Annotated in this window: 19 protein-coding genes; 17 read left to right on the forward strand and 2 right to left on the reverse strand. The window is 59.9% G+C overall.

The window, feature by feature from the left end; all coding sequences use genetic code 11:
- Positions 1 to 48: 48 nt before the first annotated feature.
- The 8 genes from QDY28_RS01560 to ligA all read left to right on the forward strand — a co-directional run bounded on the left by QDY28_RS01560 (position 49) and on the right by ligA (position 11,605).
- Complete coding sequence (locus QDY28_RS01560) at positions 49 to 975, forward strand: D-alanine--D-alanine ligase (RefSeq protein WP_331379950.1); 927 nt, start codon at positions 49 to 51, stop codon at positions 973 to 975.
- Positions 963 to 1,895 carry a cell division protein FtsQ/DivIB gene (locus QDY28_RS01565; RefSeq protein ID WP_442967463.1) on the forward strand — a complete coding sequence of 311 codons (933 nt, stop codon included), beginning with the start codon at positions 963 to 965 and terminating at the stop codon, positions 1,893 to 1,895. The genes QDY28_RS01560 and QDY28_RS01565 overlap by 13 nt, the downstream gene beginning before the upstream one ends.
- On the forward strand, positions 1,892 to 3,223 hold the full coding sequence (gene ftsA, locus QDY28_RS01570) for a cell division protein FtsA (protein ID WP_028752387.1): 1,332 nt from the start codon (positions 1,892 to 1,894) through the stop codon (positions 3,221 to 3,223). Before QDY28_RS01565 ends, ftsA begins: the two co-directional genes overlap by 4 nt.
- 110 nt (positions 3,224 to 3,333) lie before the next feature.
- The gene (ftsZ, locus tag QDY28_RS01575; RefSeq protein ID WP_331379951.1) at positions 3,334 to 5,088 is read left to right on the forward strand and encodes a cell division protein FtsZ; all 1,755 of its coding nucleotides are present in this window, start codon (positions 3,334 to 3,336) and stop codon (positions 5,086 to 5,088) included.
- Between the two features lie 330 nt (positions 5,089 to 5,418).
- A complete protein-coding gene (gene lpxC, locus QDY28_RS01580) occupies positions 5,419 to 6,375 on the forward strand; it encodes a UDP-3-O-acyl-N-acetylglucosamine deacetylase (protein WP_331379952.1) in 957 nt (318 codons plus the stop codon).
- A 288-nt stretch (positions 6,376 to 6,663) separates the two neighbouring features.
- Positions 6,664 to 7,533, forward strand: coding sequence for an outer membrane protein assembly factor BamD (locus QDY28_RS01585; RefSeq protein ID WP_331379953.1), 870 nt, complete (start codon positions 6,664 to 6,666; stop codon positions 7,531 to 7,533).
- A 12-nt stretch (positions 7,534 to 7,545) separates the two neighbouring features.
- A complete protein-coding gene (recN, locus tag QDY28_RS01590; RefSeq protein ID WP_331379954.1) occupies positions 7,546 to 9,219 on the forward strand; it encodes a DNA repair protein RecN in 1,674 nt (557 codons plus the stop codon).
- Between the two features lie 232 nt (positions 9,220 to 9,451).
- The gene (ligA, locus tag QDY28_RS01595) at positions 9,452 to 11,605 is read left to right on the forward strand and encodes an NAD-dependent DNA ligase LigA (protein ID WP_331379955.1); all 2,154 of its coding nucleotides are present in this window, start codon (positions 9,452 to 9,454) and stop codon (positions 11,603 to 11,605) included.
- Positions 11,606 to 11,644: 39 nt separating this feature from the next.
- Here the strand turns inward: ligA and QDY28_RS01600 are convergent, their stop codons facing one another.
- Positions 11,645 to 12,181 carry a GNAT family N-acetyltransferase gene (locus tag QDY28_RS01600; protein WP_331379956.1) on the reverse strand — a complete coding sequence of 179 codons (537 nt, stop codon included), beginning with the start codon at positions 12,179 to 12,181 and terminating at the stop codon, positions 11,645 to 11,647.
- Positions 12,182 to 12,570: 389 nt separating this feature from the next.
- Here QDY28_RS01600 and QDY28_RS01605 point away from each other — a divergent pair, with 389 nt between their 5' ends.
- From QDY28_RS01605 to QDY28_RS01625, 5 genes are all read left to right on the forward strand, one after another.
- On the forward strand, positions 12,571 to 13,782 hold the full coding sequence (locus QDY28_RS01605; protein ID WP_331379957.1) for a glycosyltransferase family 4 protein: 1,212 nt from the start codon (positions 12,571 to 12,573) through the stop codon (positions 13,780 to 13,782).
- Positions 13,783 to 13,797: 15 nt separating this feature from the next.
- Positions 13,798 to 14,787, forward strand: a complete 990-nt coding sequence (locus QDY28_RS01610; protein ID WP_331379958.1) for an NAD-dependent epimerase/dehydratase family protein — start codon at positions 13,798 to 13,800, stop codon at positions 14,785 to 14,787.
- A 120-nt stretch (positions 14,788 to 14,907) separates the two neighbouring features.
- Entirely contained in the window at positions 14,908 to 15,231 is a 324-nt protein-coding gene (locus QDY28_RS01615) for an ArsR/SmtB family transcription factor (protein WP_331380065.1), read from the forward strand.
- A 53-nt stretch (positions 15,232 to 15,284) separates the two neighbouring features.
- On the forward strand, positions 15,285 to 15,731 hold the full coding sequence (locus QDY28_RS01620; RefSeq protein ID WP_331379959.1) for an SRPBCC family protein: 447 nt from the start codon (positions 15,285 to 15,287) through the stop codon (positions 15,729 to 15,731).
- Positions 15,732 to 15,839: 108 nt separating this feature from the next.
- The gene (locus tag QDY28_RS01625; protein WP_331379960.1) at positions 15,840 to 16,331 is read left to right on the forward strand and encodes a CreA family protein; all 492 of its coding nucleotides are present in this window, start codon (positions 15,840 to 15,842) and stop codon (positions 16,329 to 16,331) included.
- A gap of 269 nt (positions 16,332 to 16,600) precedes the next feature.
- On the opposite strand, the gene QDY28_RS01630 is transcribed toward QDY28_RS01625, so the two are convergent.
- Positions 16,601 to 17,065 (reverse strand): chemotaxis protein CheW, encoded by a 465-nt coding sequence (locus tag QDY28_RS01630; RefSeq protein ID WP_028752375.1) that lies wholly within the window; start codon positions 17,063 to 17,065, stop codon positions 16,601 to 16,603.
- A 428-nt stretch (positions 17,066 to 17,493) separates the two neighbouring features.
- On the opposite strand from QDY28_RS01630, the gene QDY28_RS01635 reads away from it, so the two are divergent.
- From QDY28_RS01635 to QDY28_RS01650, 4 genes are all read left to right on the forward strand, one after another.
- The gene (locus QDY28_RS01635; RefSeq protein WP_331379961.1) at positions 17,494 to 18,096 is read left to right on the forward strand and encodes an SCO family protein; all 603 of its coding nucleotides are present in this window, start codon (positions 17,494 to 17,496) and stop codon (positions 18,094 to 18,096) included.
- Between the two features lie 9 nt (positions 18,097 to 18,105).
- Positions 18,106 to 19,254: an FAD-dependent oxidoreductase gene (locus QDY28_RS01640; protein WP_331379962.1), complete on the forward strand. Its 1,149-nt coding sequence runs from the start codon at positions 18,106 to 18,108 to the stop codon at positions 19,252 to 19,254.
- A 20-nt stretch (positions 19,255 to 19,274) separates the two neighbouring features.
- Complete coding sequence (locus tag QDY28_RS01645) at positions 19,275 to 20,153, forward strand: 50S ribosomal protein L11 methyltransferase (protein ID WP_331379963.1); 879 nt, start codon at positions 19,275 to 19,277, stop codon at positions 20,151 to 20,153.
- Between the two features lie 716 nt (positions 20,154 to 20,869).
- Positions 20,870 to 22,705 (forward strand): aminopeptidase P family protein, encoded by a 1,836-nt coding sequence (locus QDY28_RS01650; RefSeq protein ID WP_331379964.1) that lies wholly within the window; start codon positions 20,870 to 20,872, stop codon positions 22,703 to 22,705.
- Positions 22,706 to 22,729 lie beyond the last annotated feature (24 nt).

Genomic DNA, 22,729 nt, shown 5'->3' on the forward strand with positions numbered 1-22,729 from the left:
CCAGCACATCGAGCAGACGTCGATTAGGATAGTGAATTGGGGGTATTGATGGGTGGCAAGCATGTGGCTGTCCTTATGGGCGGATTTTCCTCGGAGAGGCCGGTTAGCCTTTCTTCGGGAAAAGCATGCGCTGATGCCCTCGAGGCCGAAGGCTTTCAAGTCACGCGTATCGATGTGGAGCGCGATGTCTCTGCCCGTCTTGCCGATCTGAAGCCCGATGTCGTTTTCAATGCTCTGCATGGCCCGTTCGGCGAAGACGGCACAATCCAGGGCATACTTGAATATCTGCAGATCCCTTACACTCATTCCGGCGTATTGGCCTCGGCGCTCGCCATGGACAAGGCTCGGGCCAAGAGGGTGGCTGACGGCGCTGGCATTCCTGTGGCCGATTCGCGGGTGATGAACCGCTTCGCCATTACCGGCGAGCATCCGATGCGGCCGCCTTATGTCGTAAAGCCGGTGCGTGAAGGTTCGAGCTTCGGTGTCGTGATCGTCAACGAAGATCAAACGCATCCGCCGCAGATTATTACCTCTTCCGAATGGCGTTACGGTGACGAGGTTTTGATCGAGCGCTACATCTACGGACGCGAGCTGACCTGCGGTGTCATGGGCGATACGGCGCTTGGCGTAACCGAGATCGTGCCGCAGGGACATAGCTTCTATGACTATGATTCCAAATATGCGGAGGGTGGATCAAAACACGTCATCCCGGCCAGAATTTCACCGAATCTTTACCAAAAGATACAAACATTGGCGTTAAGGGCGCATCAAGCTATCGGTTGCCGTGGCGTCAGTCGATCTGACTTCCGTTATGACGATCGCTTTTCCGAAGAGGGCGAGCTTATCTGGTTGGAAATCAATACCCAACCAGGCATGACGCCTACCTCGCTGGTGCCCGAAATGGCCGCTCACGCCGGCTACTCCTTTGGCGAATTTCTCCGGTGGATGGTGGAGGACGCGTCTTGTTTGCGCTGACGGTCAAAAATATCAGGCGGTCCCGCCACCGTGTCCCGCTCGCGATCGACGATGTCGAAGATGCGTTCGTATTGCCGCGGCCGCTGCGTCGTGCCGTGCGTTTCCTTGTGAGCCTCGGCTCTGGACGCGTCAACATCCCGGCCCATACGGGTACGGTTTCGGCGCTGGCTCTTTTTGCTGCGACGGGCCTTTACGGCATGTCGATCGGCGGTCATACGCAGGATGTCGCCCAGGCGACGACGTCGGCTGCCGGCTTTGCCATCGAAGACGTGAAGGTTTCCGGCAACGATCAGACGTCGGAAATCGAAATCCTGCAGCTTCTCGGTCTCGACGGCACGACGTCGCTGGTAGCGCTCGACGCCGATGCGGCGCGCCAGAAGATTGCGAGCCTGCCCTGGGTTCAGAACGTTGAAGTCCGCAAGGTCTATCCGAAGACGGTCGAAGTGAAGCTCTCGGAGCGCAAGGCTTATGCCATCTGGCAGCACGGCTCCGAGCTGTCGCTGATCCAGAAGGATGGCAGCGTGATCGCGCCGCTCCGCGACAACAAATTCGCCAAGCTGCCGCTTTTTGTCGGCCGCGATGCCGAAACGGCTGCGGCGTCCATCGACGACGAGTTTGCCAACTGGCCCGATGTTCGCAGCCATGTGAAGGCATTCGTGCGCGTCGCCGGCCGCCGTTGGGATCTCTATCTCGACAATGGTGTGATCATCAAATTGCCGGAAGATAATATCGACGGCGCGCTCGCCCGGCTGACCAAGCTCGACAAGGACGAGAACCTTCTGCAGCGCGATATTGCTGCCGTCGATCTTCGTCTCGACGATCGCACCGCCATTGAATTGACCCCGGACGCAGCGCTTCGCCGCCAGGCCGCGTTGGATGCAAGAACCAAGGCTTTGAAGAAAGCAGGGCAGGATACATGAGCTTATTCAGTTCGTCCCATTTCGGTCTGCCGCGCCTGAAGCCGCTGTCCTCCAAGCGGTCGCATATCGTATCCGTCCTCGACATTGGCTCGACCAAAGTCGTTTGCATGATCGGACGGCTGACGCCGCGCGAGGAAAGCCAGGTTCTGCCGAACCGGACGCATAATATCGAGATCATCGGCATCGGCCATCAACGTTCGCGCGGCATCAAGACCGGTGTCATTGCCGATCTCGATGCGCTGGAAAATGTCGTCCGTCTCTCCGTCGATGCCGCCGAGCGCATGGCAGGCCTTACCGTCGACAGTCTGATCGTCAATGTTTCCGCCGGTCGTCTCGGCAGCGACATCTACACCGCCACCATCGATCTGGGCGGTCAGGAAGTCGAGGCAAACGATCTGAAGAAGGTGCTTGCGGCCGCCTGCCAGCAGTCGCTCCGTCAGGAGCGCGCCGTACTGCACTCGCTGGCAACCGGCTACTCGCTCGATGGCGAACGCGGCATCCGCGATCCCCTGGCGATGTTCGGCGATGCGCTGGGCGTCGATATGCATGTGGTTACGGCGGAGCGTGCGGCCCTTCGCAACCTCGAACTCTGCATCAACCGGGCGCATCTTTCGGTCGAGGGCATGGTGGCAACGCCCTATGCCAGCGGTCTTGCCGCTCTCGTCGATGATGAAGTCGAACTCGGTTGCGCCGCAATCGACATGGGCGGCGGCACGACGACGATCTCGGTCTTTGCCGAAGGCAAGCTGGTGCACACGGATGCCGTCAGCCTCGGCGGCCATCATGTCACCACCGACCTTGCACGCGGCCTTTCGACCCGCATCGAGGATGCCGAACGGCTGAAGGTGGTCCACGCCTCGGCGCTGGCGAATTCTTCGGAAGAGCGCGAACTGATTTCCATCCCGCCGATCGGCGAGGATGAACGCGACCAGCCGACGCAGGTGCCAAAGGCCCTGGTGTCGCGCATCGTCAAGGCGCGCATCGAGGAAACGCTGGAGCTGATCAGGGATCGCATTCAGCGTTCCGGTTTCAGCCCGATCGTCGGCAAGCGTGTCGTGCTCACGGGCGGAGCCAGCCAGTTGACCGGTCTGCCGGAGGTAGCGCGGCGTATTCTTGCCCGCAACGTCCGCATCGGCCGTCCGATGGGCGTATCCGGCCTGCCGACTGCGGCCAAGGGGCCTGCCTTTTCGACGGCGGTGGGACTGATGATCTATCCGCAGGTCGCGGACATGGAGACACATGCGGCGGGCAGCGGGCTGCTCTCGTCGCTTGGGGGTAACAACAGCCGTATCGGCCGCGTCGGCCAATGGCTGAAGGAGAGTTTTTGAGTGCCTGATCCCGGATCGCGGCAAGCGCTTTCCGGGCAGGGGTCAGGCAAGTGAAATATAGTGAATTGGCCGGCGTGGCGATGCGGCCATAGAGAGAAGGAACGGGTACCATGACTATCAAGCTGCATAAGCCAGATATCACCGAGCTGAAGCCGCGGATCACCGTGTTCGGTGTCGGTGGTGGTGGCGGCAATGCCGTCAACAACATGATCACGGCGGGCTTGCAGGGCGTCGATTTCGTCGTCGCCAATACGGACGCACAGGCTTTGACGATGACAAAGGCGGAGCGGATCATCCAGCTCGGCGTCAATGTCACCGAAGGCCTCGGCGCCGGTTCGCAGCCGGAAGTCGGCCGCGCGGCTGCCGAAGAGTGCATCGACGAAATCATCGATCACCTGAACGGTACCCATATGTGCTTCGTCACCGCCGGCATGGGCGGCGGCACGGGCACGGGTGCTGCGCCGGTTGTCGCACAGGCCGCCCGTAACAAGGGCATCCTGACCGTCGGCGTCGTCACAAAGCCGTTCCATTTCGAAGGCGGCCGCCGCATGCGGCTTGCCGAAATGGGCATCCAGGAACTGCAGAAGTCGGTCGACACGCTGATCGTCATTCCGAATCAGAACCTGTTCCGCATCGCCAACGACAAGACGACGTTCGCGGACGCCTTCTCGATGGCCGACCAGGTTCTCTATTCGGGCGTTGCCTGCATCACCGACCTGATGGTGAAGGAAGGTCTCATCAACCTCGACTTCGCCGACGTCCGTTCGGTCATGCGCGAAATGGGCCGCGCCATGATGGGCACGGGCGAGGCTTCCGGTCAGGGCCGCGCAATGCAGGCTGCTGAGGCTGCCATCGCCAACCCGCTGCTCGACGAAACCTCGATGAAGGGCGCGCAGGGCCTGCTGATCTCGATCACCGGCGGTCGTGACCTCACCCTCTTCGAAGTCGACGAAGCTGCGACCCGCATCCGCGAAGAAGTCGATCCGGACGCCAACATCATTCTCGGCGCCACGTTCGACGAATCGCTCGAAGGCATCATCCGCGTTTCTGTTGTCGCGACCGGCATCGATCGCGCGATCAACGAAGCGGCCGACAAGGCTATGGAATTCCGTCCGGTCGCAAAGCCGGCTGTCCGTCCCTCCGCGGCCGTTGCTCCGGCAGCGGCCGCAGCTCAGCCTGCCCATGTCGCGCAGGCACCGAAGGCCGCCGTCGATCCTGTCGCGCAGACCATTCGCATGGCGGAAGCCGAAATGGAGCGTGAACTGGAAATCCAGATGACCCGCCAGCAGCAGCCGGTCATGCAGCAGCAGCCGGTTGCTCAGGAGGAGAGCTTCCGTCCGCAGAGCCGCATCTTCGCAGCGCCTGAGGCACAGCCGGTACGCCAGGCTCCGCTTCAGCCGCAGCCGGCCCCGGTTATGCATCAGCAGCCCGCGATGCAGCATCAGCCGGCGCCCATGCAGATGCAGCAGCCGGTGCGCCAGGAGCCGATCATCCGACAGGCTCCGGAGCAGGTCCGTATGCCGAAAGTCGAGGATTTCCCTCCGGTCGTTAAGGCCGAGATGGAACATCGTGCCCAGCCGGTCGCTACTCAGGCAACGGAAGAGCGTGGTCCGATGGGCTTGCTGAAGCGAATCACCAATTCGCTCGGCCGCCGCGACGAGGACCCGGCTTTCAACGACATGACGGCTTCCGCTCCGAGTGCCGCTTCGCAGCAGCGCCGTCCGCTGTCGCCGGAAGCAAGCCTCTACGCACCGCGTCGTGGCCAGCTCGATGATCAGGGCCGTCAGGTTCCGCAGGCGCGCATGGCAAGCCAGGAAGACGACCAGCTCGAAATCCCGGCCTTCCTGCGCCGGCAATCGAACTGATCCGGTATAAAGCATCCTTTTAATAGGATACTAACCATGTTTATCGAATCCGGGACTTAGCGGTCCCGGATTTCCTTATTTTCGGGCTTGCTTTAATTCAAAGATTACCCAACAAATTCAATGATCTGGTTTCGTAACAAAGCGAAAGAAACAGTGATTTGGAATGCGGTGCCCTCGCGCGTATTTAGGTAGCAAGCGAGCTAGCGGAATCGCATTCGGCAATCCTTGCATGTGGATTTCGCGGCGTGGGTAACAGACTGAACCAGCAATGAGGGCAGGATCCAAAGATGACCGCCCGGTCTGGGACAGATAGACGAAGGCAGAATTTATATGGCAATCGGATTGCTAGGTTTTCAGACCACCATTGCAAGCCCTGTGACACTTTCGGGTATCGGCGTTCATTCCGGCGCCAATGTGTCGATTACGCTCTATCCAGCCGAGGCCGGCACGGGTGTCATCTTCCAGCGCATGCATGACAATGGCGACGTGACGGAGCTGCGCGCCGTTTCTTCGCAGGTTGGCAACACCGATCTTTGCACAGTTCTCGGCTTCTCGCCGGCGCGTTCCGTCGCGACGGTCGAGCATGTCATGGCGGCGATCTACGCGATTGGCCTGGACAACGTCATCGTTGAAGTTTCCGGTGCGGAAATGCCGATCATGGACGGCAGTGCCTATCCGTTTATCGAAGCGATCGAGCAGGTCGGTACCGTCTCCCTCGGCGTCAAGCGCCGCTATATTCGCGTGACCAAGCCGGTGCGGATCGAAGCCGGCGGTTCCTGGTGCGAGTTCCGGCCCTATGACGGCACGCGTTTCGAAGTCGAGATCGACTTCGAATGCCCGCTGATCGGCCGCCAGAAGTGGGAAGGCGATCTGACCGCCAAGACCTTCAAGACCGAGCTGTCGCGCGCGCGCACCTTCGGCTTCATGCGCGATGTCGAGCGTCTGTGGGCTTCGGGCCATGCGCTTGGCTCCTCTCTCGATAATTCCGTTGTCATCTCGGACGACAACACGGTGATCAACGTCGAAGGCTTGCGCTACGCCAAGGACGAATTCGTCCGTCACAAGGCTTTGGATGCCGTTGGCGATCTGGCGCTGGCCGGCGCCCAGTTCATCGGCTGCTACCGCTCCTATCGCGGCGGTCACCGCATGAATGCGAATGCGCTGAAGGCATTGCTGAGCGACCCCTCGGCCTACGATGTCGTCGAGACTTCCGCACCGCGCCAGCGCGCGCATAGCCGCGAGTTCGTCGCCGTCAATGCTCCCGAATTCGCCCCCTGGTCTGCGTGACCTCCAGAAACCCAGGTGGCCAAGTCGCCGCTCCCGAAAGGGGGCGGCTCTTTTTTTGACGGAGATTCGTCGGTGGTGCTTTCAAAGCTGGTCGGAGCGTCGCGTTCGAGCGGGTTGGAAAGGAAATCCCTTGTCAATACAGCGGTTAAAGCCTGTCATCGTGCAGTCTTTGCCACAAAAATGCGTTAATGCATCATCATTGCGTTGCCCTGATGGTGCTTTTGCGGCTAGAAACGCCAGCGAGAGAACGCCGTTTCCGCAATAACGGCTAGTGGGACAAGTCATCCGATGGGTTTTGCAGGGTCTGAAAGCATGAAGATTACAGCACGGGCTTTGCTCGTATCGCTTCTCCTGGCCGGTACCGGTGCGGTGGTAACGGGTTGTAATACGGACAAGGATATCGACATCACCAAGCTAGGTGTCGAGACCGATCCACCGGAAACCCTCTACAATCAGGGCCTGGCCAACATCAAGGCCGGCAATATGACGGAAGCCGGCAAGAAGTTCGATGCCATCAACAAGCAGCAGCCCTTCTCCGAATGGGCGCGCAAGGCACTTGTGATGAGCACTTTTGTCAAATATCGCACCGGTCAATATGATGATGCGGTCCAGGCGGGCAACAGCTACCTCAAGCAGTATCCCGGCTCCGAAGATGCCGATTACGTTCAGTATCTCGTCGGTGCGTCCTATGCCAAGCAGATCGTCGACGTAACGCAGGATCAGCGCGCCGCGCAGCAGACGATCGAGGCGATGACCAAGCTCGTCAGCACCTATCCGAACTCGCAATATGTCAGCGACGCACAGGCCAAGATCCGTTTTGCCCGCGACCAGCTCGCCGGCAAGGAGATGCAGGTCGGCCGCTACTATCTCGAGCGCAAGGATTACCTTGCGGCCATCGCCCGCTTCCGTATCGTCGTCGAGAAATATCCGACCACGAATCAGATCGAAGAGGCGCTGGCACGCCTGGTCGAAGCCTACTACGCCATGGGCATCGTTCCGGAGGCGCAGACGGCAGCCGCCGTTCTCGGCCACAACTATCCGGACAGCCGCTGGTACGCAGATTCCTATAAGCTTCTGAAGACCAGTGGTGTCGAGCCGCGTGAAAACGAAGGCTCCTGGATTTCGAGAGCGGGCAAGAAACTTCTTCTTGGGACGTGAGATTGAGCGCACATGCTGGTCCAGCTTTCGATCCGCGATATCGTTCTGATCGAGCGGCTGGATCTTGCCTTCGAGACCGGGCTTTCGGTGCTAACCGGCGAGACGGGCGCGGGCAAATCCATTCTGCTTGACAGTCTCTCGCTTGCCCTTGGCGGGCGCGGCGATGGCGATCTCGTGCGTCACGGAGAGGATCGCGGTCAGGTAACGGCGGTCTTCGACGTTGGTATGCAGCATGCCGCCCGCAAGCTTCTGCGCGAAAATGGTATTGACGACGACGGCGACCTGATTTTCCGCCGCATCCAGTCCGCCGACGGGCGCACCAAGGCTTTCGTCAACGACCAACCGCTCAGCGTTCAGTTGATGCGCCAGGCGGGGCAGCTTCTCGTCGAAATTCATGGACAGCATGACGATCGCGCCCTGGTCGATACCGATGCGCACCGCATGCTGCTCGACGCCTTCGCAGGCATCGCCGAGGAAACTCAGTCTGTCGGACGGCTCTATAAGATCTGGCGCGATACCGAGCGGACGCTGAAGAAGCAGCGGGAGCAGGTGGAGAAGGCTGCGCGCGAAGCCGATTATCTCCGAGCTTCGGTCGAGGAGCTGGAGAAGCTGTCGCCGCAGGATGGCGAAGAGGACGAGCTGGCGGACCGTCGCTCGCGGATGATGAAGGCGGAGCGCATTGCCGGGGATATCTCCGAGGCCTCCGAGTTCCTGAATGGCAATGCCTCGCCCGTACCGCACATCGCCTCGCTGGTGCGGCGGTTGGAGCGCAAGAGCCATGAGGCGCCGGGCTTGCTGGAAGACACCGTGGCGCTGCTCGACGCGGCGTTGGATCAGCTCTCCAATGCGCAGATGGAAGTGGAAGCAGCACTTCGCAAGACCGAGTATGATCCGAGGGAGCTGGAGCGTGTCGAGGAACGGCTGTTTGCGCTGCGCGCTGCCTCGCGCAAATACTCGGTGCCGGTGACCGGCCTGCCGGCGCTCGCCGAGAAGATGGTCGCCGAGCTCGCCGATCTCGATGCCGGGGAAGAGAGGCTGGCGCGGCTGGACGCCGAGCTGGCGGTTGCCAAGGCGGATTATGATGCTGCGGCTCGCAGCCTTTCCGGCAAGCGTCATCACGCCGGCGAAGCACTTGCTGCCGCTGTCATGGGCGAGCTGCCGGCACTCAAACTGGAGCGGGCGCGCTTCATGGTGGAGATCACCACCAATGCCGACGAGGCTACGGCCGAAGGTATCGATGTCATCGAATTCCATGTGCAGACCAATCCGGGGACGCGGCCGGGACCGATCATGAAGGTGGCCTCGGGCGGCGAGCTTTCCCGTTTTCTGCTGGCGCTCAAGGTGGCACTTGCCGATCGCGGTTCGGCGCCGACCTTGGTGTTCGATGAAATCGATACCGGTGTCGGCGGCGCAGTAGCCGACGCCATTGGTCAGCGGCTGAAGCGCCTTTCCGAGCGCGTACAGGTGCTCTCCGTCACCCATGCGCCGCAGGTCGCGGCCCGCGCCGCAACGCATCTGCTGATCTCCAAGGGTCCGGTCTCGGACGGCTCCGAAAAGATCTCTACCCGCGTCGCCACCATGGCTCACAAGGACCGCACCGAGGAAATCGCCCGTATGCTCGCCGGCGCTTCGGTGACCGAAGAGGCGAGGGCGGCCGCCAAGCGGCTATTGGCAGGCAATGGCTGATACCCACCTTCTCCCCAGCGGGGAGAAGGTGCCCCAAAGGGGCGGATGAGGCGCGTTACAAGCCAAATCTCAAGCCATAGTTCTTTTGTCGTTTCAGACCATCGCAATGCGCTGCAGCGGCCCTCAACGGGCACTACGTTTGGCCTTCTGCCCGCTCAGGCGGAGGTGCCAACGCTCTTCCCATTCCCCGATTTTTCTCTAAAACATCTCGGAAATCGGGGAGTGCGAATCCATGAGCAGCGAACAGAAGCCTGTCGAAGATTTGACCGAAGAAGAGGCGGCCGCGGCGCTAGCCTATCTGGCCGCCGAGATTGCGCGCAATGACGCGCTTTATCATGGTCAAGATGCGCCGGAGATTTCGGATGCGGAATATGATGCGCTGAAGCGGCGCAACGATGCCATCGAAGTACGTTTCCCAGCCTTGATTCGCGCCGACAGCCCGTCCCGGCGAGTGGGTGCCGCGCCATCGGAAACCTTTGCGCCTGTCGTGCATGCAAGGCCGATGCTGTCGCTCGACAACACCTTCTCTCAAGAGGACGTCCAGGATTTCGTCGCCGGCGTCTATCGCTTCCTCGGCCGGCTACCCGATCAGTCGATCGCCTTTACCGCGGAGCCAAAGATCGATGGCCTTTCCATGTCGATCCGCTATGAAAATGGGCGGATGGTGAATGCAGCAACGCGCGGCGACGGCACGACCGGCGAAAACGTCACCGCCAATATCCGTACCATTAAGGAAATCCCGCAAACCTTGCCTGCCGGCGCGCCTGCGATCGTCGAAGTCCGTGGCGAGGTCTATATGGCCAAAAGCGATTTCCTGGCGCTCAACGCGCAGATGGAAGCGGAAGGCAAGCAGACCTATGTCAATCCGCGCAACACCGCGGCCGGCTCATTGCGCCAGCTCGATGCGAAGATCACGGCCAGCCGCAAACTGAAATTTTTCGCCTATGCCTGGGGAGAGATGTCCGAGATGCCGGCCGACACCCAGTTCGACATGGTACAGACATTCGCGAAATGGGGTTTTCCGGTCAATCCGCTGATGAAGCGGCTGAATTCGGTCGCCGACATTCTTGCGCATTATGATGAGATCGGTCTTCAGCGTCCGGATCTCGATTATGATATTGACGGCGTCGTTTATAAGGTCGACAGCCTGGAGTTGCAGGCTCGCCTTGGTTTCCGGTCGCGCTCCCCGCGCTGGGCGACGGCGCATAAATTCCCGGCGGAACAGGCCTTCACCCGGCTGACGGGCATCGATATTCAGGTTGGCCGTACGGGCGCTCTGACGCCGGTTGCACGGCTGGAGCCGATCACGGTCGGCGGCGTGGTGGTGACAAACGCGACGCTGCACAATGCCGATTACATCAAAGGCATAGGCAATAAGGGCGAGCCGATCCGCGAGGGCCGCGACATCCGGGTCGGCGACATGGTGATCGTGCAGCGCGCGGGTGACGTCATTCCGCAGATCGTCGATGTCGTGCTGGAGAAGCGGGAATCATCAAGCGTTTCTTACGAATTTCCCAAGGTATGCCCGGTCTGTGGCAGCCATGCGGTGCGCGACATCAACGAGAAGAGCGGCAAGGTCGACGCAGTAACGCGCTGCACCGGCGGCTTTATCTGCCGGGCGCAGGCCACGGAGCATTTGAAGCATTTCGTGTCGCGCAATGCCTTCGACATCGAGGGTCTCGGCTCGAAGCAGATCGACTTTTTCTTCGAGAACGAGGATCCGGCGCTGCAGGTGCGCACTGCGCCCGATATTTTTACCTTGGAAAGGCGCCAGCAGTCTTCTCTTGCCAAGCTGGAGAATATCGATGGCTTCGGTAAGGTCAGCGTTTCCAAGCTCTATGCGGCGATCAACGAGCGGCGCGATATCGCTCTGCACCGCTTCATCTTTGCGCTCGGTATCCGCCATGTCGGCGAGACGACGGCGAAGCTCCTGGCGCGCTCCTACGGCACCTATGAAGCCTTCGAGGCGGCGATGAAGGAGGCGGCTCCGCTTGCGGGAGACGCATGGAACGACCTCAACAATATCGAGGGCATCGGCGAGGTGGTGGCTCGCGCCATCGTCGAATTCTACAAGGAACCGCGCAACATCGCGGTAATCTCGAAGCTGCTTGAAGAGGTGCGGCCACAGGAGGCAGAACGGCCGACCACATCGGGCAGTCCCGTCGTCGGCAAGACGGTGGTTTTCACCGGCTCTCTCGAGAAGTTCACCCGCGACGAAGCCAAGGCCAAGGCCGAGAGCCTCGGTGCCAAGGTTTCCGGCTCAGTTTCAAAAAAGACCGACATTGTCGTCGCGGGACCCGGCGCGGGCTCGAAGCTGGACAAGGCGCGGGAATTCAATGTGCAGGTGATGACGGAAGATGAGTGGCTGGTGTTGATCAGTGGGTGATCGACGGCGGCGGACCGAAGGACCGCCGCACGTCGCGACTTACATCCTCACACGCGCCATCGCGAAAGCATCCACATATTCGCCGTCGCGAAATGCAAAGGCTCTGAGCCTGCCCTCGGTCTCGAAACCGAATCTCTCGTAAAGCCGGATCGCCGGTTCGTTGTCGACATAAACGGTCAGTTCCAGGCGTTTGATCGCCAGCCAATTGTCGGCGGTGTCGACGACGGCGGCGAGCAACGCCGAGCCAATGCCCCGGCCGGTAAAATCGTCATGAACGCCCATGCCGAGGTGGCCGGTGTGAATCTGCCGGCCGGCATGGCGCCGCATTCCGGCATTGCCGACGATTTGCCCATCGAGCACGGCGACCAGATTGATCGAGCCGAGTGCGGGCTTCTCCATCCACTGCCGGGTTTCTTCGACGCTTTGAAAGGGTAGGCGCAGCGTGCCGGCGCGATAGCCGGGCAGATTGGCAATCAGGGCTATCGCTTCGGCGTCTGACAGCCGCGCGGCGCGGATTTCCACGCCGCCTTGTTTTCGGGATCGTCTTTCGTCTTGATATTGTGATTCGGAATTCACGTTGCTCTCCTTAAGGTTCAGGAGGAGAGCAGAGCCTTCACACCCTGCTCGCCTCGGCAGGGTTGAAGGGGATCGCAGTCAGCTCAAAGCAATGCCGCTCCCACTCGCCCTGCTAGGGGTGAGGTCGTGAGAATATGCATCACGGTGGTAGGGTTTGCGATCATGCGCGGAGCTTTTAGAATCTTTTTCGAGAAGTCAACTCTCCCAGCGGCAGCAATCCGATTGCAAACCTACTCGCGCATGCCGTGCGACCACTCGCCTTAATGCGAAAGGATGAATTGAATTCTGACCGGAACAGGCCGCTCAATATCGCGCAGGAGCATGATGTAAAAGGCGAATCCCTTTTCTCTGGCCCTACGCAAAATACAGTTGGTGAGTGTCGAGGTTCCATGCGTCTAATACTTGTCAACGATGTTTCAATCATTCGCGGTGGTGCGACAAAGGTGGCGTTGCAATGCATCGATGCGAGCAGGCAGGCAGGGTTGAATTGCGCGATTCTGGTCGGTGATGACGGCGAAGGACTGAAGTCGCGCTTTGCGGGCGTCCGTACGGTCGCCCTTGGAGAACGTCCCCTTCGCGATGGTCCTAGCTTCACCGACGTCTTCGAGAAAAATTATAACAAGCGCGCCTACGAAGCGCTGGACGAATTGTTGAAAGAGACGGACGAAGAGACCGTCGTACACGTGCACGGCTGGTCACAGATTCTCTCGCCGTCGATCTTCTACGCACTCGCCAAACACAAGGCCAAGGTCATCGTCACGGCGCATGATTTTTTTCTTAGTTGTCCGAACGGAGGGTTGATCAATTTCCAGAGCGGAATGGTGTGCGATGTCCGCCCGCTATCGGCAGCATGTCTGACGACCAATTGCGACAAGCGCAACTATTTCCACAAGCTCTGGCGCTTTCGCCGGACTCTGACCCAACGAGGCGTCGGCGAAGAGTTCTGGAGCCGCGTCGGCATCGTGCTGGCGCATGAGAGCATGGAGGCCTATCTGCACTCGGGCCCGCTGCGCCATTTTGTGACTTTGCGGACACCGACCGAGCCGTTGACGCCGGCGCCCGTGGAGGCCTGGCGCAATCACCGCACCGTCTTCTTGGGACGCATGTGCTGGGAAAAGGGCGTCCGCACGCTCGCAGACGCATTGAATAAGACCGGGCGAACGGCGACGCTGATCGGCCGCGGACCGCTGCTCGATGAGATGCAGCGGGCGTTGCCGCATTGCTGGGTGCCTGGCTGGCTGGCCGACGAGGAAGTGACGGCGCTGGCGAGGGAGGCGCGCGTCTTCATCATGCCGTCCCGCATGCCGGAACCTTACGGCCTTGTGGCCGCCGAGGCGCTGATGTCCGGCATTCCCGTCATCGTCAGCAGCAATGCGCTGATTGCCGCCGAAGTAGAGCGGAACGGCGCTGGGCTGGTCTTTAAAAGCGGTGATGCCCTTTCATTGGCGGAGCGGCTGGCGAGCACCGATGACGACAGTTTGATGCAGAGACTTTGTGAAGGCGCGTTAGCGCTTGGCCAGCGGATTGCACCCAGCAAAGCTGAATGGGGTCGGCGCATGGTCGATATCTATACAGGCAGGAGTGGCTTCTTCGCTCAATAAAAGGGGGATAATCACATGGCGCGGGCATTGGTAACGGGGGGCTGTGGCTTTGTCGGGAGGCATCTGATCAGGCGGCTTTTGGCCGAGGGATTGGACGTCGTCTGCGTCGATCACCTGGTGGAAGGGACGGGGGCACGGCATCCCGCTCTCTGGCAGCACTTTCCCGGATCGCGTTTTGCGTTTTTCGAGGAGGATTGTCGCTCTTTCTTTCTCCGCCCTTTGGAACATTTCGACTATGTTTTCCATCTCGCTGCACTGGTCGGCGGCCGGGTGACGCTGGAGGCACGTACGCTTGACGTTGCCGAAGATCTGGCGGTGGACACGGAATTGTGGAAATGGGCGGCACGCGCCAAACCCACCTGTGTCGTGTTTTTCAGCTCCAGCGCCGCTTATCCTGTCTCGCTGCAGACGGTCGCCAATCATCGGCTACTTTCGGAAGATATGATTTCTTTCGAGGCCGCCATCGGTGTGCCCGACCTCAGCTACGGTTGGGCGAAACTGACCGGCGAATATCTGATGAAGCTCTATGTCGAGCGTTACGGCAACCGGGCGGTCGCTTATCGGCCGTTCAGCGGCTATGGCGAGGATCAGGATCTTGCCTATCCCTTCCCGGCCATTTGTCGTCGCCTGCTTGAAGAAAGAGGCGCTGCGGAAGTCTCCGTCTGGGGTTCCGGACGGCAATGCAGGGACTTCATCCATATTGATGATTGCATTGATTTCATTTGGCAGACCAAGGAACTCTTGCCGGATGGCGCCAGCCTCAACCTTTCGACCGGTCGGGCTACCTCCTTCATGGAATTGGCCGGAACCATCGCTCGGCAGATCGGCTGGAACCCTGTCGTGAACGGGCTCTGCGACCGCCCTGAAGGCGTCTTCTATCGCTGCGGCGATACCGCCCTGCAGCGCTCCTATGGACTTGCGCCGCGTGTCAGCCTGGAGGAGGGAATTGCGCGGATGCTCAATCATTTGCGCAGAGAGCAGGAGCAGTACGCCATCGCTATTTGACGCGCGACGTTTTTCACCCTGCGGATTTTCTGCCGCGATATCAGCTCATATCCCTTGACATGCAACCAAATAGTTGCCTATAAGATCATTAACAGGCAACTAAATGGTTCCATGTTTGGCATGAATGACGATGCGGTTTTTCGCGCTCTGGCAGATGCAAGCCGGCGGCAATTGCTGGACCGGTTGTACGAGCAGAACGGCCAGACGCTCGGTGAACTCTGCCAGGGGCTGGAGATGACACGCCAGGCGGTGGCGAAACATCTTGCCATTCTGCAAGAGGCGAACCTGGTATCCGCGCAGCGGCAGGGCAGGGAAAAGCTGCATTTCATCAATCCGGTTCCGATCAACCACATTGCCGAACGCTGGATCAACAAATTCGAGCGTCGACAATTGAGCGCTCTTTCCGCTCTCAAGAAAGCTCTGGAGGACGATAGCGGCCAATAGCGGTTGCCGGATCACGGTGAGCAGCAAACCAACCCAACAGGAGGAGAAATGTCATGGCCGGAAGCAGCTTCGTTTATGTCACCTATATCCGCACCACACCGGACAAGCTCTGGTCGGCGCTGACGACGCCGGAGTTCATCAAGAAATATTGGTTCAATATCCTGCATGAGACCGATTGGAAGGTCGGCTCTCCATGGAGGATGATTTACCCGGACGGGCGCGTCACCGACACGGGCGAGATCGCGGAATTCGATCCTCCGAAGCGGCTGGCCATCAAATGGCGCAACGAATTCATGCCTGAGTTGAAGGCCGAAGGCTGGTCGCGTTGCGTGATTGATATCGAGCCGTTGGACGATGCGGTAAAACTCACCGTTACCCATACGATCGAGCTGGAGAACGCAAAGTTCATCGGCGCCGTTTCCGGCGGCTGGCCGAAAATCCTGTCCAACCTCAAATCGCTTCTGGAGACCGGCGAGGTCGTGTTGAAAGAAAGCAGATGAGCGATAGCGGGGCGCCCCTGCGGCGCCCCGACCTCCTTGCATCCTGGGACCGCCATCTTACCTTAGCGGTGCCGCAGCTCCATCGGCGGCGATGTTGGAGGATGTTCGATGACGTCACTGAAATTGCATGCCGCTATTGCTGCGTCGTTCCTGGCGCTGGTGCCTGCTTCCGCTTCGGCCGAGATCGTCGGCAAGGTTGGTGTGGATTGGACCGGCAACGACATTCTGGTCGATGCCGTGCCGGATCCGGAAGTGTCCGGCGTTACCTGTCACGTCACCTATTTCGACCGCAGCGTCATCGACCGCCTGAGAAAAGGCAACTGGTTCGAGGATCCTTCCAACAACTCCATTGCCTGCCGCCAGACGGGGCCGATCGAGATCGGCAACATCAGCCTGTCGGAGGGTGGCGAGGAGGTATTTCGCGCTGGGTTGTCGCTGATCTGGAAGAAGCTGGTGGTCGACCGAATCTACGACAAGAAGAATGACACGCTGATCTATCTCGTCCATTCGCGCGAACTGACCAATGGCTCGGCGAAAATGGCGATCTCGACCATTCCGCTGTTCGGCCAAAATGTCACCTGGAAGAACGGCAAGCCTTAAAAAGATTACCGGGATACCGCATTGATAGCCGTCAAGGGGTTTGTACCAAAAAAAGTCCTGCTCTTTGGTTGCTCAAGACCCCTCGGTCGCTTTCGAATTGCGTCGTTTTGGTGCAGTTCTAGGGACGAACGTGGAAGTGCCACTTCCATCTGTTCACGGCCTGCGCGACCGGCGCACCGGCAACACCCCTGCCGACGACGGTCCTATAAACACAATCGCCCTGGAGCTCGTACTCCAGGGCGATTTTCGTTTGCGGTATTCTCTTGAAATCAAGCGGCCTGCGCCAGCTCGTCCGCAATTACCGTATCAAGGTTCAGGAAACAAACCATGGTCTTTTCCAGCGCGACGATGCCGCGGCAGAAGGCACGCTGCGCTTCCGGGATGATTTCCGGCGGCGGCTGCAGATCTTCGCTCTTGATGCTCATCATATCGGAGACCTGTTCGACCAGCAGGCCAACGAGCTTGCCGGCGATATCGGTGACGATGATGGCGGAGCGTTCGGACGGTTCGGTCATCTTCATGCCGAGGCGGCAGGCCATATCGATGACCGGGATCACCGCGCCGCGCAGATTGATGAGGCCAAGCACATAGGGCGGCGTGTGCGGCATCGGCGTCACCGGCGCCCAGCCGCGAATTTCGCGGATGGCCATGATGTCAATGCAGAATTCCTGATCGCCGAGATGGAAGGAGACGATCTCCAGATAGGCGCCCGATTGTTTGATGGCATTCGTCATGGTCAAGGACTTCCCGTTTGGCGCCGGCGGCAGGCGGCGGTAGCGATTGAAAAGGGATCGGCTGGAGCGGCTGAGGCTGCGACAGCATCCGGTGGCTTTCGCGCTTGAAACGCTTCGCTCCGGCGGGCGTCATGCCCTTCTGGAAGAAGATCTGTTTGCCGCGTGTCCGGCGGCTGGCGAGTCGGACTTCGCCTCTGTGTTTTGATGTTGGCGCGGAGTGGTTAGGATTGGTTTAACGCGGAGATGGATTCCGCATCTTTGCGCCTGGTTGGCAATCTCCGATGCAGAACTGATCGTGGACCTTGATTGCCGGACCTCAAAAACATCTTCTTGAATTGCGTCCCCCACGTCAACCCGCTAAACCCTCGAAATGATCGCCTGCGCGTCCCACATATCGAGCCGCGGCTGGCGTGGTGAGGAAAGCAGCAATGAAGAGCGTGCGGATTGTTGTCTGGATAGCCGTGGTGATCGTGGCCGGGCTGTTGGGTTGGTTGAGCTTTGGCGTCACCAAGTCGCCGGAAGCTGCGGGTGAGGGGCCATATGGCGTGCCGTTCACGCTGGTTGCGCAGAATGGCCAGCCGATCAGCAATCAGGTGTTTCGCGGAAAGCCGACGGCGCTTTTCTTCGGCTATACGCATTGTCCCGATGTCTGCCCCACGACCTTGTTTGAGCTGAACGGCTGGATGCAGAAGGTCGATCCCGACGGGACGAAGCTCAACGCCTATTTCGTGACCGTCGACCCGCAGCGCGATACCCCGGCGATCATGAAGGAATATGTGTCCAACGTCTCCAGCCGCATCACCGGCATTTCGGGCGACCCCGACAAGGTGATGGACATGGTCAAGGGGTTCAGGGTCTATGCCAAGAAGGTGCCGCTCGATGAGAAGGATCCGAACGGCGATTACAGCATGGATCATACGGCCTCGGTCTTCCTGCTCGATTCCGCCGGCCGCTTCGCCGGTACGATCGCCTATCAGGAAGATCCGGACATAGCGGTCAAGAAGCTGCAAAACCTGATCAAGAAGGGTTAGGGAGCGCCGATGGCGGACGGAAGCGGGAGAGAGAGGAAATCCAGGCCCGTCCTGATTGCGGGCGCAGGTCCGGCCGGCCTGACTGCGGCCCTGGAGCTTGCCCGGCGTGGCTTCGTTCCGCGCATCGTCGATGACGGCCAGGGGCCCGCACCCTTGGAAGAAAGCCGGGCTCTCGGCATCAACGCCCGCACCTTGACGCTGCTTACGCCTTCCGGCGTTACCGAGCGGATCCTTGCAGCCGCTCAGCCGATCGTCCATTTCCGCGTCCGCTCTGGAACCAGGGTCCTTGCCGATGTCGACACACGACAGACGCCTGGCCGCTTCAGTGCTGTTCGTGGCCTGGCGCAGGGAGTAACCGAGCGATTGCTGATCGATACGCTTGCGGCCTACGGTATCACACCGGAGTGGCAGACCGCAGTCGTGGCGGAAACCATCGCCGATGTTAACAAGCCGGAGGTGATGCTCAGACGGCCGGACGGAGCTACGGAGACGGTTCGCCCCGATATCCTGATCGGCGCCGACGGCGCCCATTCCGCCGTTCGAAAAGCACTCGGCGCGGGTTTTCCCGGCGAGGTGCTGGAGGCCTATTTCTATCTCGCCGATTTTCGCTACGCGAAACCTGTCGACACGCATTTTGCCGAGATCACGCTTTGCGATCCCGGCATGATCGGGCGTTTGCCCGTATCTACCGATGTGCTGCGCTATATCTCGACTTTGGAGGATTTCGAAAGCCGTATTGTTCATCCCGAAGCGGTTGCCGAAAAGACCTGGGTCTCGCAATTCCGTATCAATTTCCGCCATGTCGAGCCGATGGCCAGGGGTAACGTCTTCCTGGCGGGCGATGCGGCCCATATTCATTCCCCGGCTGGCGCGCGCGGCATGAATCTCGGCATAGAGGATGCCTGCTGGCTCGCCTGGCTCATTGCGGAAGGCCGCGAACAGGAGTATTCGGCGCTCAGAATTCCAGCCGTGAAACAGGTGCTGAAGCAGACCTATGGCCTGACCCGCCTGGTCACCATGAAAAATCCGCTGGCGATTGCCGCCCGCAATCTGTTCGCGCCATTGCTTTTGCGTTTCGGACCTGTGCGGCGCGCGCTGCTTCATAATATCGCCGGCTATGACACGCCGAAGCCGTCGTGGATCGACTGGGCCGAATAAGAGTAAGAAAGAGCGAAGACTTGAGTGAAATCCGCCTGTACGTAACGACGACCGAGAAAAACGCCGAGCAGATTCTCGATCTGATGACGCCGGTGTTCGAAGACGAAGAACTGCCGATCGCCACCACCGAGATCGATGAAAAGAAGGATATCTGGGAAGCTTCGATTTATCTCTACGCAAACGACGAAGATGATGTGCGCGCCCGTTTTGCAAACGTGCTGAAGCCGGCTTTTCCTGAACTCGTCATCGAAAGGGAAGTCATTCCCGATGTCGATTGGATCGCAAAGTCGCTGGAGGGGCTCAAGCCGGTTCGGGCAGGGCGCTTCCTGGTGCACGGCTCGCATGATCGCGACAAGGTGAAGCTCAGCGATATCGCGATTGAAATCGATGCCGGTCAAGCCTTCGGCACGGGCCATCACGGCACGACGGCGGGTTGCCTGGAGACGATTGAAAAGGTGCTCGCCAGCCGGCGGGTGCGCAATGCGCTCGATCTCGGCACGGGCAGCGGCGTATTGGCGATCGGCGTACGCAAGCTGCGCAATATTCCGGTTCTCGCCACTGATATCGATCCGGTTGCGGTTCGCGTTGCCCGCGAAAACGTTCGCTGCAACGGTATCGCCTCCGGCATTACGCTGGAAACGGCCCCTGGTTTTCATTCCACGGCCTTTTCCCGCCACGGGCCGTTTGATCTGATCATCGCCAATATTCTTGCCAGGCCGCTGATCAAAATGGCGCCGCAACTGGTGGCTCATCTTGCTCCCGGCGGTTCGGTGATTCTCTCAGGCATTCTCGCCCAGCAACGTTGGAAGGTGCTCGCCGCTTACAATGGCGCGAGGATGCGCCACGTGCGCACCATCTGGCGCAACGGCTGGGTCACCATCCATCTCGATCGGCCTTAGAATCCTGCGCCCTTCACCTTATCCCTCTCCCCGCACGCGGGGAGAGGAACTTTATCGTGGGGCTTAAAATGCAAAAGGCGGTGCCGAGGCACCGCCTTGCAGATCGGTATTTGACCGATCCTGCCCGCGAGCGTGTGGAGGAGTGCTCAAGCAGGCTCTACCGTTCAGGTCTCGATCCGGAGAGGGAGGAGGAGTTCCGGACCGCGATCCAATACGAACGCGTAGTCTTGTAACTGTTAGTGGCGACCGCCACGGTTTGCGCCGATTGCCTTCGACGTTTCGACTTCGAGCTGACGAAGCGCGCCGATGGAGTGACGTACGGTGCGACGCTCGCCTGCCAGCGCCGGGCTAACATATACGGAGCGAGAGATTGGCATTTTCATAGTCCTTTTCGAGTGGGTTCGTCGTGAACCCCGTTTGATGCGCTCCATATAGCGACTCGCTTTTTAGCGTGGCAGGGGGCATGCTTCATGGGAGCTATGCAGTTGATGCATATGGCTCGTCGTGATGATGTCACAATTCATCCTGCCTGCACACGAAATGGGCGAATTCGTTAACGCTCGATTCTCTTGCTTGCGGGTTCGTGGGGCTGAACTCATCTCGGATCAATAGTGCGCAATCTAGCTCGAAAATCGTTTCACACTTCACGGGCTCTTGCTCTAACATGCTGTCACCGCTCAGTTTCGCGGATTCTTGGGTTATATTCGGATCAAGCCATGTTCCAGTCTTTCGACGTCACTTCCACCCCGCAATTCGGCCGCGAGCGCGTCACCGGTCTGCGGGCCGCCTTCAGCGATCTCGGCATTGACGGCTTCCTTGTGCCCCGTGCCGATGAGTATCAGGGCGAGTATGTGCCCAAGTGCTCGGAGCGTCTGGCCTGGCTGACCGGATTTACAGGCTCTGCTGGTGTTGCGCTTGTGACACAGTCGCAGGCTGTGGTTTTCGTCGATGGCCGCTATGTGACCCAGCTTGCCGAGCAAGTGGACGGATCGGTCTTCACAGGCGGCGATCTCGTCGACGAGCCGCCGCATGTCTGGCTGCCGCGGCATGCGCCCAAGGGCTTCAGACTCGGCGTCGATCCGTGGCTGCATACCGGCGCCGAAGTCCGGAGGCTAGAAAAGGCGCTGGCGGAAATCGGAGGCAAGCTTGTCTTCCTGCCGCATAACCCGCTCGACAAGCTCTGGAGCGACCGGCCTGCCGAGCCGCTTGGGGCCGTCATTATTCAGGATATTGCGCAGGCTGGCGTCCTCGCCAAGGACAAGCTGAAGGCCATCGCGGCCGATCTGAAGGGCAAAAACCTCAAGGCGGCGCTGATCACCGATCCGTCTTCGGTTGCCTGGATCTTCAATATTCGCGGCAACGACGTGCCGCATACGCCGCATCCTCTGGCCCGCGCCATCCTCTATGCCGGGGGCGAAGCGGAACTCTTCCTGGACAAGCGCAAGACCAAGGTCGAGGCGGAGGCCTATCTGGCGCAGATATGCAGACAATTGCCGCCCTCCGATCTCGCAAAGCAGCTCGGCGCCGCCTCCGCGAATGGCGGGCGCATTCTCGTCGATCCCGAGCTTGCTTCTTATGCGCTGACGGACCTTATCCGCCGTGAGGGCGGGGAAGTGGTGGAAGGCACCGATCCGGCCCGGCTGCCGCGGGCGCGCAAGAATGCCGCCGAAATCAATGGCTCGGCCGCCGCCCATCTGCAGGACGGCGCCGCTATGGTCGAATTCTTGTATTGGCTGGAAAACAGCAAGCCGGGCACGGTTACGGAAATCGCCGCCGCCGAGCGGCTGGAGGCGAGCCGTGCGCGTGTCGGCCAGAGCATGCAAAACCCGCTAAAGGATATCTCCTTCGACACCATCGCCGGTGCAGGCGAACACGCGGCCATCATGCACTATCGCGTCACGACGGCGAGCGACCGGCTGATCCAGGCCGGCGAGCTGTTTCTGATCGATTCCGGTGCTCAGTATATTAATGGTACCACCGACATTACACGCACGGTGGGCATCGGCACGGTTTCCGAGGAGCAGAAGCGCCTGTTCACGCTGGTATTGAAAGGCATGATCGCCATCAGCACGGCGCGTTTCCCGAAGGGCTCGCGCGGCTGCGATCTCGATCCGCTGGCGCGTATCGCCCTTTGGAAAGCCGGCGTGGATTTTGCTCACGGCACCGGCCACGGCGTCGGCTCGTATCTTTCCGTGCATGAGGGGCCGCAGCGCATCTCGCGGCTATCGACGCAGGAGCTGCTGCCCGGCATGATTCTGTCGAACGAACCAGGCTACTATCGCCCCGGCCATTTCGGCATCCGCATCGAGAATCTGATCTATATTCGCGATCCGGAGGAGATCGAAGGCGGCGACATGCCGATGCTCGGCTTCGAGACGCTCACTTTCTGCCCCATCGACCGCAGTCTGGTTCTTCCGGAACTGCTCACTCACGATGAATTGCAATGGCTGAACGACTATCACGCTAAAACCCGTGACGCGCTGATGCCTCTGATCCACGACCAGGATATCCGCACCTGGCTGGAGAATGCGACATTAGAACTAAGTCACTGAGGGGTGGGCCTATTCTGCCCGCTG

The organism is Rhizobium sp. BR 362, from assembly GCF_036528765.1.
Lineage (GTDB): Bacteria > Pseudomonadota > Alphaproteobacteria > Rhizobiales > Rhizobiaceae > Rhizobium.